The sequence below is a fragment of the Enterobacter cloacae complex sp. CARB60 genome (genome assembly GCF_036487345.1).
Classification (GTDB): Bacteria; Pseudomonadota; Gammaproteobacteria; order Enterobacterales; family Enterobacteriaceae; genus Enterobacter; species Enterobacter asburiae_D.
In genome coordinates, this window is sequence record NZ_JAZKLC010000002.1 from 947,502 (window position 1) to 961,343 (window position 13,842).

The 13,842-nt window shown below is 58.6% G+C and carries 15 protein-coding genes; 9 read left to right on the forward strand and 6 right to left on the reverse strand.

Features of this window, described 5'->3' with window-relative positions; translation table 11 throughout:
- Positions 1–13 precede the first annotated feature (13 nt).
- Positions 14–463: an L-alanine exporter AlaE gene (gene alaE / locus V4835_RS05690; RefSeq protein WP_121424489.1), complete on the reverse strand. Its 450-nt coding sequence runs from the start codon at positions 461–463 to the stop codon at positions 14–16.
- Positions 464–958: 495 nt separating this feature from the next.
- Here alaE and stpA point away from each other — a divergent pair, with 495 nt between their 5' ends.
- Entirely contained in the window at positions 959–1,363 is a 405-nt protein-coding gene (stpA, locus tag V4835_RS05695; protein WP_331411477.1) for a DNA-binding protein StpA, read from the forward strand.
- Positions 1,364–1,401: 38 nt separating this feature from the next.
- On the opposite strand, the gene V4835_RS05700 is transcribed toward stpA, so the two are convergent.
- The 4 genes from V4835_RS05700 to V4835_RS05715 form a co-directional block, all read right to left on the reverse strand.
- Positions 1,402–1,581, reverse strand: a complete 180-nt coding sequence (locus tag V4835_RS05700) for a hypothetical protein (RefSeq protein WP_063144169.1) — start codon at positions 1,579–1,581, stop codon at positions 1,402–1,404.
- A gap of 79 nt (positions 1,582–1,660) precedes the next feature.
- Positions 1,661–2,182 carry a rhodanese family protein gene (locus V4835_RS05705; RefSeq protein ID WP_331411478.1) on the reverse strand — a complete coding sequence of 174 codons (522 nt, stop codon included), beginning with the start codon at positions 2,180–2,182 and terminating at the stop codon, positions 1,661–1,663.
- A 9-nt stretch (positions 2,183–2,191) separates the two neighbouring features.
- A complete protein-coding gene (locus V4835_RS05710; RefSeq protein WP_063144167.1) occupies positions 2,192–2,491 on the reverse strand; it encodes an ArsR/SmtB family transcription factor in 300 nt (99 codons plus the stop codon).
- Between the two features lie 37 nt (positions 2,492–2,528).
- Positions 2,529–3,467, reverse strand: coding sequence for a LysR substrate-binding domain-containing protein (locus V4835_RS05715; protein WP_331411479.1), 939 nt, complete (start codon positions 3,465–3,467; stop codon positions 2,529–2,531).
- Between the two features lie 320 nt (positions 3,468–3,787).
- Here V4835_RS05715 and V4835_RS05720 point away from each other — a divergent pair, with 320 nt between their 5' ends.
- The 7 genes from V4835_RS05720 (at position 3,788) to V4835_RS05750 (ending at position 12,242) form a co-directional block, all read left to right on the forward strand.
- Positions 3,788–4,393 (forward strand): ankyrin repeat domain-containing protein, encoded by a 606-nt coding sequence (locus V4835_RS05720; RefSeq protein ID WP_331411480.1) that lies wholly within the window; start codon positions 3,788–3,790, stop codon positions 4,391–4,393.
- A 107-nt stretch (positions 4,394–4,500) separates the two neighbouring features.
- Entirely contained in the window at positions 4,501–6,042 is a 1,542-nt protein-coding gene (gene fdrA / locus V4835_RS05725) for an acyl-CoA synthetase FdrA (RefSeq protein WP_331411481.1), read from the forward strand.
- Entirely contained in the window at positions 6,042–7,457 is a 1,416-nt protein-coding gene (locus tag V4835_RS05730; protein WP_331411482.1) for a DUF1116 domain-containing protein, read from the forward strand. Before fdrA ends, V4835_RS05730 begins: the two co-directional genes overlap by 1 nt.
- Before the next feature lie 11 nt (positions 7,458–7,468).
- Entirely contained in the window at positions 7,469–9,049 is a 1,581-nt protein-coding gene (locus V4835_RS05735) for a xanthine permease (protein ID WP_331411483.1), read from the forward strand.
- Complete coding sequence (locus V4835_RS05740; protein WP_331411484.1) at positions 9,046–10,002, forward strand: carbamate kinase family protein; 957 nt, start codon at positions 9,046–9,048, stop codon at positions 10,000–10,002. Before V4835_RS05735 ends, V4835_RS05740 begins: the two co-directional genes overlap by 4 nt.
- Position 10,003: 1 nt before the next feature.
- Complete coding sequence (locus tag V4835_RS05745; protein WP_331411485.1) at positions 10,004–11,383, forward strand: amidohydrolase family protein; 1,380 nt, start codon at positions 10,004–10,006, stop codon at positions 11,381–11,383.
- A gap of 124 nt (positions 11,384–11,507) precedes the next feature.
- Positions 11,508–12,242 carry a class I SAM-dependent methyltransferase gene (locus V4835_RS05750; RefSeq protein ID WP_331411486.1) on the forward strand — a complete coding sequence of 245 codons (735 nt, stop codon included), beginning with the start codon at positions 11,508–11,510 and terminating at the stop codon, positions 12,240–12,242.
- Here V4835_RS05750 and V4835_RS05755 read toward each other — a convergent pair.
- On the reverse strand, positions 12,236–12,838 hold the full coding sequence (locus tag V4835_RS05755) for a short chain dehydrogenase (RefSeq protein ID WP_331411487.1): 603 nt from the start codon (positions 12,836–12,838) through the stop codon (positions 12,236–12,238). The two genes, V4835_RS05750 and V4835_RS05755, sit on opposite strands and share 7 nt — an antisense overlap.
- A 97-nt stretch (positions 12,839–12,935) precedes the next feature.
- On the opposite strand from V4835_RS05755, the gene V4835_RS05760 reads away from it, so the two are divergent.
- On the forward strand, positions 12,936–13,823 hold the full coding sequence (locus tag V4835_RS05760; protein WP_331411488.1) for a LysR family transcriptional regulator: 888 nt from the start codon (positions 12,936–12,938) through the stop codon (positions 13,821–13,823).
- Positions 13,824–13,842: the final 19 nt, after the last annotated feature.

Below are 13,842 nucleotides of genomic sequence, written 5' to 3' on the forward strand. Positions count from 1 at the left end.
CAGTCGCTTCACATCACGCTTTTGCCTGGCTGTACTGGCTGACCTTAAACAGGCGGCGGCAGTAGTCGAGGAAATAGCCGTATACCGCACCCATCAGCATTGAAATCACAATATTCGAACTCACGGCCGCAGCGATCTGGTGCCAGTCTGCACCCACCGTCAGCAGAATAGCCACGTAAACCGGCGACTGGAACGTCACATACGCCAGAACGTCCGCCAGGTTTTTCGCCCAGCCTGCGGGGCTGATACGACGCGCGAAACGCATTACCGCATCGCGGTATAACCCGTAAGGCCATGCAATAATAATATTGACCGGGATTGCCACCAGACGAGAAGAAAGTGACTGCTCGAAGGACATTCCGGAGAGGAATATTTCGATCAGCATGTTCACAACGGAACAGTAGACAACCATCGCGAAAGTATCCGCCACGGCATGGCGAAGGCGTGATTGCGGTGAGAACATGTCTGAACTCCTTGAGAAGCGCACAAAAGAAACGATTTTCCCGAAGCGATTAGTGCTTTAGGTTGGTTTGTTTGACGTGTATAGCGTATATCTCTGCATTTGAACTAACAACTAGTGATTAATTTTTATTTAATCGCCTTTTGTCCACAAAATTCTCTAAAGTTGGTTGTTTTTTGTTCGGTTCGTTATAATCTGTCTCGCTTGATGATTTTTTTCATGTAAATCAGATGGTTGATGTTTGTGGCGTCGAGATGGGATTTGCTCCTCTTGCGCGTAGCGCAGGATGCTGAAATTTTGATTAAGGTTGACCATTTATATTGATGTGATGATTGAGTCTGTGCATATCCCATATGCGTCATAAGATAATATTAACGGTAGTATTTAACTATATTTACATTACTGGCAGGACGGGCTCGCGGGTAGATATTTCTATGGAAATGAATTATTCTGTCGGCGATTTATCTATTTACCCTAAAGAGAAGGTTTGCAAATAATATGTCTTTGACGTTACAGAATCTTAATAATATCCGAACTCTGCGCGCCATGGCGCGTGAATTAACCCTGGACGTTCTTGAGGAAATGCTGGAAAAGGTCAGGGTCGTTACCGAAGAGAAACGGAGTGAGCTGACGGAATTAGAGCAGCAGCGTGCTGAGCAGCAGGAAAAAATTAATGCCCTGCTGGAACTGATGAAAGCCGATGGTATTTCACCGACCGATCTGCTGGGCTCTGAACTGGCGCAGGCGGGTAAACCCGCGAAAAAGCGCAAGCCGCGTGAAGCAAAATATCGTTTTATTGACCAGAACGGTGAAGAGAAAACGTGGACCGGCCAGGGCCGCACGCCGAAGCCTATTGCCAGCGCGCTGGCTAAAGGTAAATCACTGGATGATTTTCTGATCTAACAGGTGAGCCGGGCGGAACACGCCGCCCGGCTGGCTGTTCAGCAGACGCCGAAATCGCCTTCTTCGGTATACGGCGCCAGATCGGCAGCTTTCAGAGTATATTTCTCGCCTTGCTCATTGCTGGCCTGGACCGCCACAATGCTGTCACCGTTCACTTCGAGCACTTTCAGCTTCGGGCCGCCTTTACGCGGTTGCACATAATCACCGACAGAAAACATATTACCTCCTCATCGTTTTAGCGATCTTCACCTTAGCCCACGCATGACGCCGGGTACAGCGTATTTCACCGATTACTGCTTATGAGGTACGCCGGTTCCAGGGCATCACCTTGAGCAGTCGCGCCATACCGCAAAAGCCCGTGACACCGGCGAACAGCAGCCCGGCTCCGACAAAACCGCTGAGCAGGAAAAAGCCGCTGGAGACGCTATAGCCCAGCACTACGCCACAGAGTATCAGCAGCCCGGCGGCAATTTGTACCTGACGCATCAGTGGCAGCGGCTGGGATTTGTCTTCGACGGTCGGCAGCCCGGCCTGCTTCCAGCCCTGAATGCCTCCCTCGACGACAAATGCCTGTGCGGACGCGGCGGCCTGAGCAAGGCGGTCGGCATTCCCCGACGTCCGGGCGCCGGACTGGCAGTGAAAAATCACCGTATCACCCGCCTGCGCGTTAAGTCCGCCGGGTAAGGTATCCAGCGGCACGGATCGCGCGGCGGGAATATGCTCGCGGGCGTACTCATCGGCATCACGGATATCAATCAGTTTTGCGCCTTCAGCGACGCGGGCATTGGCCTGGTGCGGTGAAAGAAGAGGAAGGGACATGGCGACTCCTTACGGGCAATAAAGGGTTTTCAGGGTGCTGATTAGCTGGTGTACCGCATCGTTTTTAATGAAATAGAGGATGCGCTGCGCGTCGCGGGTGCTGTCGATAAGACCTTCCTCACGCATGCGCGCCAGATGCTGCGACGTGGCGGAAGGACTTAGCCCCGTGGCTCGCGCCAGTTCTCCCGCGCTGGTGCCGGGCGCTCCGCACAGGGTACAGAGGATCAGCAGCCGGCGCGGGTTGCTCATCGCTTTTAAGAGTGTGGCGGCCTGCCCGGCGCTGGCCTGAAGCTGTTCAAGTTCGGTCATGGTAGTTTAGCATTTTCTTAATTAAGTAAATGCTAAACTAATTTGTGGCCTCGCGCCAGAGGAGATCGCTATAGATGTGGGTCAGCACCCCCGCGGGGCCAAACTGCTGTTTGATCCACCGCGTGACCTGGCCGGTTGCGGCATGCTGCGTGGCGAGCAGCATACGAGAGTCCTGACGCGGGTTATTAATACGTCGGGTAACCAGCAGCCCCGCTTCTACCGCCTCGCGGGTCATATACTCCGGTAAAAAACCTATCCCTTCCCCCAGGATCTGACACTGACATTTGGTGTTAAAGTCCGGCACCAGAATGGCCTCCTGCCCGTGCAGCAGCCAGCCGACCTTTTTGTTAATGGTGTGCGCGGTATCTTCCACCATGATGTTGGGATACAGGCGCAGCTGGCTTTCCGCTATCGGCTCCGGGGTGAACGCCAGCGGGTGTTCAGGCGCGATGGCAAAGACCCAGCGGATGGCGCCGATCTCGGTGTAATCAATCCCGCCGCCGTCGAGCAGCGTGTCCGGCGCGCCAATCGCGATATTGGCCTGGTTGTTGATGATGGAGTCCCAGACGCCGTTGTACACCTCGGTGGTCACGGTGATCTGACAGGTCGGAAACTGTTTTTTCAGCACCTGCAGCAGCCTGGCGGTGTGGCGCGGCGTATATAAAAGCTGATTGATACAGATGCGCACCCGCGCCTCAATGCCCTGCGAAATAGTATCTATGCCGCGCTTGATGGCGTGGAAGTCGTTAAGCAGGTCGGTGGCCTTACGGTAAAAGTAAAACCCGGACTCGGTCAGCTCAATGCTGCGCGTGCTGCGGACAAACAGCACCACGTCCAGCCCGGTCTCCATGCGCTTAATGGTGTAACTGATGGCGGAGGTCGTCACGCCCAGCTCGGCGGCGGCTTTGCTGAAGCTGCCGAAGCGTGCGGCGGTAGTAAAGGCCAGCAGATTCTCTTCTGTAAAGATGGAATTCATATCTCACTCCCTTCAGCCATCAGTTTTGAACATATTTTAACAGCGCTGTTACAACGCATTTGAAGCCGATCACAGTTCTGACTCTTTGTCGAAAGCCGCACGCGGTAAGGCTTCGTCAGACATAAGCATAATGCAGTGTCGGGCGCTAAAACGCGGGGAAACATAAGGAAAAGGTTGCACAGACGCACGTTTTGACCGGTTTGTTGAATTTACCTCAACAATGAATTGACTGTCGATGAATCATTTTTAAGCGGATTCTTTTATGACCAGGCTGTTGCTATTCTCAGGTCAACAGAAATAAAAACATCGGGAGTCTGAATATGTCTGCGAACGAACTCGTTACTGAATTTCTGCTGGCGGCAGAAGAGGGCAATAGCGATGCGCTAAAAGCCTGCCTGGAAAAAGGCGTGGATATTAACGCCACCAACCGCCAGAAAAGAACCGCCGTTATTATTGCCAGCCTGAAAAAGCATTATTCCTGCGTAGAATTATTAATTTCCGCCGGGGCGGATATTGATAAACAGGATCAGACCTGCTTTAACCCCTTCCTGATTAGCTGCCTGACCAACGATATCACCCTGCTGCGCATTGTCCTTCCGGCAAATCCGGATCTCGACCGCCTGACGCGTTTTGGCGGCGTGGGCATTACGCCAGCCAGTGAAAAAGGGCACGTGGAGATCGTGCGCGAGCTGCTGGAAAAAACCGATATCAACGTCAACCACACCAACTTTGTCGGCTGGACGCCGCTGCTGGAAGCGATCGTGCTCAATGACGGCGGCGCGAAGCAGCAGGAGATCGTCAAGCTTTTGCTGGAGCATGGCGCGAACCCGCACATGACCGATAAATACGGCAAAACCCCGCTCGAACTGGCGCGGGAAAAAGGCTTCGATGCGATAGCCGACCTGCTGCTGGCGGCGGGCGCATAACGTATTCGGCCAGCCTTTTCCGGCTGGCCGTTAATTCAAAAGTATTTTTTACCGACGTGCATTTTGCACGACGGCGGCCCCCTTTTATCCGCTTTCAGGAGAAAATAATGCCAACGAAAATCGTCATAAAAAAGAACACCTATTTTGACTCCGTATCATTAATGTCCGTTTCCACCAAAGCCAATAAATTAGCGGGCGTCGAGCAGGCTTTTGTGGCCATGGCAACGGAAATGAACAAAGGCGTCTTAAAAAACCTCGGGCTATTAACGCCGGAATTAGCCGAGGCTAAAAACGGCGACCTGATGATCGTGATTAAAGGCGACGCGGCGAATGATGAAACGCTGGCCGCTATTGAAGCGCTGTTCACCCGTAAAGAGAGCGCAGGCTCCCATGAGGCGCGCTACGCGACGATTGCCAGCGCCAAAACCCATCGCCCGGACAGCAACCTCGCGGTCATTTCCGTCAACGGTACCTTCGCCGCCCGCGAAGCGCGCCAGGCGCTGGAAAACGATCTTAACGTGATGCTCTTCTCCGATAACGTATCGCTCGACGACGAGCTGGCGCTGAAGCAGCTCGCGCACCGGAAAGGGCTGCTGATGATGGGGCCGGACTGCGGCACCGCCATCATCAACGGCGCGGGGCTGTGCTTTGCTAACGCGGTGCGCCGCGGGCCAATTGGCATCGTCGGCGCATCCGGCACCGGCAGCCAGGAGCTGAGCGTGCGCATTCACGAATTCGGCGGCGGCGTGTCGCAGCTGATTGGCACCGGCGGGCGCGATCTCAGCGAGAAAATTGGCGGCCTGATGATGCTCGACGCCATTGATATGCTGGAAGCCGACGAGGGCACCCAGGTTATCGCGCTGATCTCCAAGCCGCCCGCGCCAGCGGTGGCAGAAAAGGTGCTGACCCGCGCCAGAGCCTGCCGCAAGCCGGTGGTTGTCTGTTTCCTCGGCCGCAGCGAACCGCCTGCCGATGAAGACGGCCTGCAGTTTGCGCGCGGCACTAAAGAGGCTGCCCTGAAGGCCGTCCTGCTCACCGGCATCAAAAAAGAGTCCCTCGATCTGCATCCGCTCAACTGGCCTTTGATTGAAGAGGTGCGCGCCCGCCTGACGCCGCGGCAGAAGTACATTCGCGGCCTGTTCTGCGGCGGCACCCTGTGCGACGAGGCGATGTTCGCGGCACTGGAGAAGTTCGACGACGTTTACAGCAACATCCAGCCGGATCCGGCTAAGCGCCTGAGCGACATCAGCGTCAGTAAAGCCCACACCTTCCTCGACTTTGGCGACGACGACTTCACCAACGGCAAGCCGCACCCGATGATCGACCCGACCAACCGCATCAGCCGCCTGCTGCAGGAGGCGCGCGATCCGGAGGTGGGCGTGATCGTCATGGACTTCGTGCTGGGCTTTGGCGCGCATGAGGATCCGGTGGGGGTGATGATCGACGCTATCAAAGAGGCGCAGGCCATCGCGAAGGCCGATCGCCGTCCGCTTGAGATCCTCGGCTACGTGCTCGGCACCGACCAGGATCCGCAGTCGCTGGCGCAGCAGTGTCAGCTGCTGACCGACGCAGGCGTCATCTGGGCCAGCAGCAGTACCAACACCGGATTACTGGCTCGCGAATTTGTTTGCAAAGGGGAGAAAGCATAATGACGACCTTATTCAACCAGCCGCTGAACGTCATTAACGTTGGCATTGCAATGTTCAGCGACGATCTCAAAAAACAGCACGTTCCCGTGACCCTGCTCGAATGGACGCCGCCGGGGCAGGGCAATATGCAGGTCGTTGAGGCGCTCGACCAGCTGGCGGAAAAACCGCTGGCGGAGAAAATCGCCGCCGCTAACCAAATCGCCCTTGAGCGTATTATTCAGTCCCATCCGGTGCTGGTGGGCTATGACCAGGCCATTAACGTTGTGCCGGGGATGACCCGCACCACCATTCTGCACGCCGGTCCACCCGTCTCCTGGGAAAATATGTGCGGGGCGATGAAGGGCGCGGTCACCGGGGCGCTGGTGTTTGAAGGGCTGGCGAAAGATCTGGACGACGCGGCAAGGCTGGCGGCCTCAGGCGATATTACCTTCTCGCCGTGCCACGAGCATGATTGCGTGGGCTCGATGGCGGGCGTCACCTCCGCGTCGATGTTTATGCACATCGTTGAAAACAAAACCTACGGCAACCGCGCCTTCACCAACCTCAGCGAGCAGATGGCGAAGATCCTGCGCATGGGGGCCAACGACCAGAGCGTGATCGACCGCCTGAACTGGATGCGCGACGTGCTCGGCCCGATGCTGCGCGACGCGATGAAGATTATCGGCGAAATCGACCTGCGCCTGATGCTGGCGCAGGCGCTGCACATGGGCGACGAGTGCCACAACCGCAACAACGCGGGCACCACGCTGCTGATCCAGGCGCTGACGCCGGGGCTGATCCAGGCGGGCTATCCGGTGGAGCAGCAGCGCGAGGTGTTCGAGTTTGTCGCCAGCAGCGACTACTTCTCCGGCCCGACGTGGATGGCGATGTGTAAAGCCGCGCTGGACGCCGCTCACGGCATTGAGTACAGCACCGTCGTTACCACCATGGCGCGCAACGGCTACGAGTTTGGCCTGCGCGTTTCCGGCCTGCCGGGGCAGTGGTTCACCGGCCCGGCGCAGCAGGTGATTGGCCCGATGTTCGCGGGCTATAGGCCGGAAGACTCCGGGCTGGATATCGGCGACAGCGCGATTACCGAAACCTACGGCATCGGCGGCTTTGCGATGGCGACGGCCCCGGCGATTGTTGCGCTGGTGGGCGGGACGGTGGATGAAGCCATCGACTTCTCCCGTCAGATGCGCGAAATCACCCTCGGCGAAAACCCGAACGTCACCATTCCGCTGCTCTCGTTTATGGGGATTCCGACCGCGATCGACATCACCAAAGTCGCGGGCAGCGGCATTCTGCCGGTGATTAACACCGCCATTGCCCATAAAGACGCGGGCATCGGCATGATTGGGGCGGGCATCGTTCACCCGCCGTTTAGCTGTTTTGAAAAGGCGCTGTTGACCTTCCGCGATCGCTACTTTTTATAAGGCATGCATCCATGAAAAACATGAAACTGGAGTGGAAAAGAGGTGACTGGGCGGCCTATTTCGGGTTGATGACCAACAACCTGACCAATTTGCTGACCATGATGGGGCTGCTCATTTTTGTCGTCGGCATCCCGAAGGAGATTGTTTATGGACGCATCGCGCCGGCCTTCGGGCTGGCGGTGCTGGCCGCGAGTATTTGCTACGCATGGTTCGGCATGCAGATGGCGCGCGCCACCGGGCGTACGGACGTCACCGCGCTGCCGTCCGGCCCGAGCGCGCCGTCAATTTTTACCGTGACCTTTCTGGTCTTAATGCCGGTCTACCAGCAAACGGGCGATGCGGAGTTCGCGATCCAGATTGGCCTGGTGTGGTGCTTCGTGGAGGCGATGATCCTCGCGGGCGGTTCGTTTTTAGGGGAAACCATCCGCAAGATGATCCCGCGTACCGTGCTGCTGTCGTGCCTCTCCGGTTTAGGCCTGCTGCTGCTGGCGATGAACCCGATGCTGCAGGCGTTCGAAGCGCCGACCGTGTCGTTCATCGTATTGCTGCTGATCTTCATTAACTGGTTTGGCAAAAAGCCGATTTTCGCCCGTATCCCGACCGGCCTGCTGCTGCTGATAGCCGGTACGGCGCTTGCGTGGATTTCCGGCCTGCAAAGCCCGGAAGCGATTAAAGCGTCCATGTCATCCTTCGGCTTTAACCCGCCGCAGGTGCACGTGGAAGGCTTCCTGCAGGGCCTGCCGCACGCGTTGCCGTATCTTGCCTCTGCCGTGCCGCTGGGGCTGGCGAACTACATCTTTGACCTGGAGAACATCGAAAGCGCCCACGCGGCGGGGGATGCGTACCCAACGCGTAAGGTAATGCTGGCGAACGGCCTGGCCTCCATGCTCGGCTGCCTGATGGGGAACCCGTTCCCGGTGACGGTCTACGTCGGCCACCCAGGCTGGAAAGCGATGGGGGCCAGCATCGGCTACACGCTAGCCTCCGGCGTGACCATGTTCATCGTGCCGCTGTTCGGGCTGGGGGCGTTTATGCTCGCCATCATTCCGATGACCGCCATCGTGCCAATTCTGGTGTTTATCGGCGTCGTCACCGCCAACCAGGTGGTAAGGGAAACCCCCAAAGTGGAGGTGCCCGTTATCTTCATCTGCCTGTTCCCGTGGATCGCCAAATGGGCGCTGACCATGATGAACAGCGTGATGGGGGCGGCAGGCACCAGCGCGGTCAAAATCGACACCGACGTGCTGCACAGCAAGGGGATCTACTACGAGGGATTAGTCCATCTGGGGAACGGCGCACCGCTCGCCAGCATGCTGTGGGGCTGTATCGCCATCTTCGCCATCATCAACAAGCCGCTGCGGGGCGCGATTGCTGCTGCCGTGGGCGCACTGCTTGCGCTGTTTGGCGTGATCCACGCCCCGGTGGTGGGATTTGCCGAAGGCAGTTCGCTGATGTTCGTCACCGCGTATCTGATGATGGGCGGCATGTTTGTGGTGAAGCATGTGCTGGATATCTCTGTTAATCCCCCTCTCCCTTTGGGAGAGGGCCGGGGTGAGGGCACCAGAACGCACCTTCTAAAGGAAACAAAATGAAAGAGCTTATGGTCGTCGCCATCGGCGGCAACAGCATTATCAAAGACAACGCCAGCCAGTCGGTTGAACATCAGGCGCAGGCGGTGAAAGCGGTGGCGGAGTCGGTGCTGGAAATGCTGGCCTCCGACTATGACATCGTGCTCACCCACGGCAACGGCCCCCAGGTGGGGCTGGATCTGCGCCGCGCCGAAATCGCCCACGAGCGGGAAGGGCTCCCGCTGACCCCGCTGGCAAACTGCGTGGCGGACACCCAGGGCGGTATCGGCTACCTGATCCAGCAGGCGCTCAACAACCGCCTGGCCGCGCGCGGGGAGCAAAAAGCGGTCACGGTCGTTACGCAGGTTGAGGTGGATAAAAACGATCCCGGCTTTACGCACCCGACGAAACCGATCGGCGCGTTCTTCAGCGAGGCGCAGCGTGATGAACTACAAATCGCCCATCCGGACTGGCATTTCGTAGAAGACTCCGGTCGGGGCTATCGTCGCGTGGTGGCCTCACCCCAGCCGCTGCGGATTGTCGAATCGGAGGCCATCAAAACCCTGACGCAAAAAGGCTTTGTTGTGATTGGCGCGGGCGGCGGCGGGATCCCCGTTGTGCGCTCGGCGCAGGGCGATTACCAGAGCGTCGATGCGGTGATTGATAAAGATCTCTCCACGGCGCTGCTGGCGCGGGAGATCGGTGCCGACGTGCTGGTGATTACCACCGGCGTGGAAAAGGTGTGCGTCAACTTCGGCAAGCCAAACCAGCAGGCGCTGGACACCGTTAACGTGGCGCAGATGACGCGTTATATGGACGAAGGCCACTTCCCGGCGGGCAGCATGCTGCCCAAAATCGTCGCCTCGCTGGAATTTTTACACCACGGCGGCAAGCGGGTGATCGTCACCTCGCCGGACTGCCTGCCCGCGGCGCTGCGCGGGGAAACCGGCACCCATATTGTTAATGAAGGAAGATAAGATGAGTGAAAATAAAAGCCGCCGCGAGTTTATTAGCCAGAGCGGCAAAATGGTCACCGCCTGCGCGCTGTTTGGCGCGACCGGCTCCGTCGCGTATGCTGCGGATACCGCAAAGCCAACCTGCGAGACCGGCAAACCCATGAACATCACCGCAAAACACTACTACCTCGACAACGTGCTGCTGGAGGCCGGGTTTAACGTCGACGGCAGCGTAGCGACGAGCACCCGCACCGAGCTGAAAACGCTGGAAATTAAAGACGGGAAGATCGTCGCCCTGCGCGACAACAAGAGCCACGCCGACGCCACGCTGCCGCACTATGACGCAGGCGGCAAGCTGATGCTCCCGGCGATGCGCGACATGCACATCCATCTGGATAAAACCTTTTACGGCGGCCCGTGGCGCTCCCTGAACCGTCCGGCGGGCACCACGATTCAGGACATGATCCGCCTTGAGCAGAAGCTGCTGCCGGAGCTGCAGCCCTACACCCAGGAGCGTGCGGAAAAGCTGATCGACCTGATCCAGTCCAAAGGTTCCTCCATCGCCCGCAGCCACTGCAACATTGAGCCGGTTTCTGGCCTGAAAAACCTGGAAAATTTGCAGGCGGTGCTGGCGCGCCGCAAAGCGGGTTTTGACTGCGAAATCGTCGCCTTCCCGCAGCACGGGCTGCTGCTGTCGAATTCTGAAAAGCTGATGCGCGAGGCGATGCAGGCCGGGGCGCACTACGTGGGCGGGCTGGACCCCACCAACGTCGACGGCGCCATGGAGAAATCGCTCGACACCATGTTCCAGATTGCGCTGGATTACGACAAAGGGGTAGACATTCACCTGCACGAAACCAGCCCGGCGGGCGTGGCGGCGGTGAACTATATGGTCGAAACCGTGGAGAAAACGCCGGAGTTGAAGGGGAAACTCACCATCAGCCACGCCTTCGCGCTGGCGACGCTCAACGAGCAGCAGGTGGATGAGATCGCCACCCGCATGGCGGCGCAGCAGGTGACCATCGCCTCCACCGTGCCGATTGGCACCCTGCATATGCCGCTGAAGCAGCTGCGCGAGAAGGGCGTGTTCGTGATGACCGGCACCGACAGCGTGATCGATCACTGGTCGCCGTACGGTCTGGGGGACATGCTGGAGAAAGCGAATCTCTATGCGCAGCTCTATATTCGCCCCAACGAGCAGACGCTCTCCCGCGCGCTCGGTATCGCCACCGGCGACGTGTTGCCGCTGAACGACAAAGGCGAGCGCGTGTGGCCAAAAGCGCAGGACGACGCCAGCTTTGTGCTGGTGGATGCCTCCTGCTCCGCCGAGGCCGTGGCGCGCATTTCACCGCGTACCGCGACGTTCCATAAGGGAAATCTGGTCTGGGGTACCGTAGGCTAAAAGCGAGCCGGGTGGCGCTGCGCTTACCCGGCCTACTGAAACCCTCAAATCGTAGGCCGGGTAAGCGCAGCGCCACCCGGCAATGTTTTATACTGGGAGTCACATTCTTAAAGAGGGATCTGCCATGGCACAAAACATCTACGACAATCCGGCGTTTTTCGAGGGCTACGCCCAGCTTTCGCGCTCGGTTCAGGGTCTGGACGGCGCGCCGGAGTGGCCCGCGCTTAAGGCCATGCTGCCGGATTTAACCGGCAAATCGGTTGTCGATCTCGGCTGCGGCTACGGCTGGTTCTGCCGCGCAGCGCGCGAGCTGGGCGCTGCTGACGTCACGGGAGTCGATATCTCAGAAAAGATGCTCGCCCGCGCGGCGGAGCTTACCGCTGATCCACAGGTTCACTATCAGCGTAGCGATCTGGAATCTCTCACGCTCAACGAGAACAGCCTCGATCTGGTCTACAGCTCCCTGGCGCTGCACTACCTGCCGGAGCTGGACACGCTGTTCGCCGGGGTTCAGCGTGCGCTCAAACCCGGCGGCAGCCTGGTCTTTTCGATGGAGCACCCGATATACACCTGCGCCACCCGTCAGGGCTGGCTGACCGACGACAGCGGCGAGCGGTTCTGGGGCGTGAACCATTATCAGGATGAAGGCAAGCGCGTCAGCAACTGGCTGGCGGACGGGGTGGTGAAATACCACCGCACGCTGGGCACCACGCTTAACGCGCTCATCAGGGCCGGATTAACGGTAAGCGAAGTCAACGAGTGGGGGCCAGCGCAGGCGCAGATTGACGCCTGGCCCGCGCTGGCCGAAGAGGCGGAGCGCCCGATGCTGGTACTGATCGCCGCCCGTAAGGCTCAGTAACCCACCTTATACACCCGCCCGCTCTGCACCCCTTCCACGCTGCGGCGGTAGGCGTTCGCCACGGTTGCGGCGGGAACGCTCTCAAAGCCGGGGAAGAAGCCGTCATACGCTTCGGCGGATTCGGTGAGCACCGTTGGGCTAATGAGGTTGATGCGGATCCCGCGCGGCAGCTCGCAGGCGGCAGCGCGAACAAACCCTTCCAGCGCCGCGTTTACCGTGGTGGCGTTAACTCCCTGAGCAATCGGCTCGTGCGCCACAATCCCGCTTATCAGCGTAATCGAGCCGCCTTCGTTCAGGTAGTGCTGGCCGGTCAGCGCCAGGCGCACCTGCCCGAGCAGTTTATCCTGCAGGCCCTGGTTGAAGTCGCTGTCTTTCATGGTCGCGAGCGGGCCAAAGTGAAGGCCACCGCTGGCGGAGACAATCGCATCCACCGGGCCGATTTTCTCAAACAGCGCCTGGACGCTCGCCTGCGAGGTGATATCCACCTGCTCGTCTCCCTGCGTGCGGCCCACGCGGATGACCTCGTGGCGACGACCCAGCTCTTCCGCTACTGCACGACCGACCGTACCGCTGGCACCAATAATGACGATTTTCATAGCCGACTCCTCATGTTGTGAGCCTTCATTCTTTAATAAATTAAAATGCAGATAAACTGGGTTAAAGTTAGAAGATTGCTAACTAGGGGTTTGGAATATGGATAAGCTTCGCGGTATGGAGACGTTTATTGCGGTGGTGGAAAGCGGCAGCTTTACCGGCGCGGCGTCACGTCTGGAGATGTCGGCGGTGATGGTGGGCAAGTACGTTGCGCTGCTGGAGTCCCAGCTCGGCACGCGACTGCTGGAGCGCAACACGCGCCGTCAGAGCCTGACCGATGCCGGACGGGTCTATTTCGACGAGGCGAAGCGGGTGCTGGAGCAGGTCTCCATTGCTGAAAATGCAGTCGAGCGGCTGCGCGCCGCACCGTCCGGCACCCTGCGCGTCACGGCACCCACGTCGTTTGGCGGCTGCGTGATTGCCCCGCTGACGGCAACCTTTTTACAGCGCTACCCGGAGGTACGCATCGAGCTGGATCTCACCAACCGGATGGTCGATCTGGTGGAGGAGGGCGTCGATCTGGCCATTCGCATTGGTGACGTTCGCAATGACGATCTGGTGGCGAAATACCTGTGCCCCTACAACATGGTGATCTGCGCCGCGCCGGATTATTTAGCGCGACACGGCACGCCGCAAACGCCTGCCGATCTGGTGGATCATCTGTGTCTTTCGCACACGGTGTGGACGGCACGCAACGAGTGGCGGCTGCCGGGTGTGGAAGGGGAGGTGCGCTGGAAGCGGGATGCGATCTTAAGATGTAACGACGGCTACGGCTTACGCATGGCGGCGCGAGCCGGGGCGGGGCTGTTGCTGCAGCCGGAGGTGCTGGTGGCGGAGGATCTGGAAAGCGGCAGGCTGGTGCGGGTGATGGAGGAGTACATTCCGGCACCGAGACCCGTGCATTTATTGTGGCGTCAGGATTTACGTCAACTGCCTAAGCTTACGGAATTTATCGCCCATATTCTGCTAAGATTGGGCACAATATAAAAAAAGAAGGTAATCAAAG

What these genes read in the sequence shown, in the direction of transcription:
- alaE (WP_121424489.1), bottom strand. Translation starts at nt 463, where the DNA reads ATGTTCTCACCGCAATCACGCCTTCGCCATGCCGTGGCGGATACTTTC.
- stpA (WP_331411477.1), top strand. Translation starts at nt 959, where the DNA reads ATGTCTTTGACGTTACAGAATCTTAATAATATCCGAACTCTGCGCGCC.
- V4835_RS05700 (WP_063144169.1), bottom strand. Translation starts at nt 1,581, where the DNA reads ATGTTTTCTGTCGGTGATTATGTGCAACCGCGTAAAGGCGGCCCGAAG.
- V4835_RS05705 (WP_331411478.1), bottom strand. Translation starts at nt 2,182, where the DNA reads ATGTCCCTTCCTCTTCTTTCACCGCACCAGGCCAATGCCCGCGTCGCT.
- V4835_RS05710 (WP_063144167.1), bottom strand. Translation starts at nt 2,491, where the DNA reads ATGACCGAACTTGAACAGCTTCAGGCCAGCGCCGGGCAGGCCGCCACA.
- V4835_RS05715 (WP_331411479.1), bottom strand. Translation starts at nt 3,467, where the DNA reads ATGAATTCCATCTTTACAGAAGAGAATCTGCTGGCCTTTACTACCGCC.
- V4835_RS05720 (WP_331411480.1), top strand. Translation starts at nt 3,788, where the DNA reads ATGTCTGCGAACGAACTCGTTACTGAATTTCTGCTGGCGGCAGAAGAG.
- fdrA (WP_331411481.1), top strand. Translation starts at nt 4,501, where the DNA reads ATGCCAACGAAAATCGTCATAAAAAAGAACACCTATTTTGACTCCGTA.
- V4835_RS05730 (WP_331411482.1), top strand. Translation starts at nt 6,042, where the DNA reads ATGACGACCTTATTCAACCAGCCGCTGAACGTCATTAACGTTGGCATT.
- V4835_RS05735 (WP_331411483.1), top strand. Translation starts at nt 7,469, where the DNA reads ATGAAAAACATGAAACTGGAGTGGAAAAGAGGTGACTGGGCGGCCTAT.
- V4835_RS05740 (WP_331411484.1), top strand. Translation starts at nt 9,046, where the DNA reads ATGAAAGAGCTTATGGTCGTCGCCATCGGCGGCAACAGCATTATCAAA.
- V4835_RS05745 (WP_331411485.1), top strand. Translation starts at nt 10,004, where the DNA reads ATGAGTGAAAATAAAAGCCGCCGCGAGTTTATTAGCCAGAGCGGCAAA.
- V4835_RS05750 (WP_331411486.1), top strand. Translation starts at nt 11,508, where the DNA reads ATGGCACAAAACATCTACGACAATCCGGCGTTTTTCGAGGGCTACGCC.
- V4835_RS05755 (WP_331411487.1), bottom strand. Translation starts at nt 12,838, where the DNA reads ATGAAAATCGTCATTATTGGTGCCAGCGGTACGGTCGGTCGTGCAGTA.
- V4835_RS05760 (WP_331411488.1), top strand. Translation starts at nt 12,936, where the DNA reads ATGGATAAGCTTCGCGGTATGGAGACGTTTATTGCGGTGGTGGAAAGC.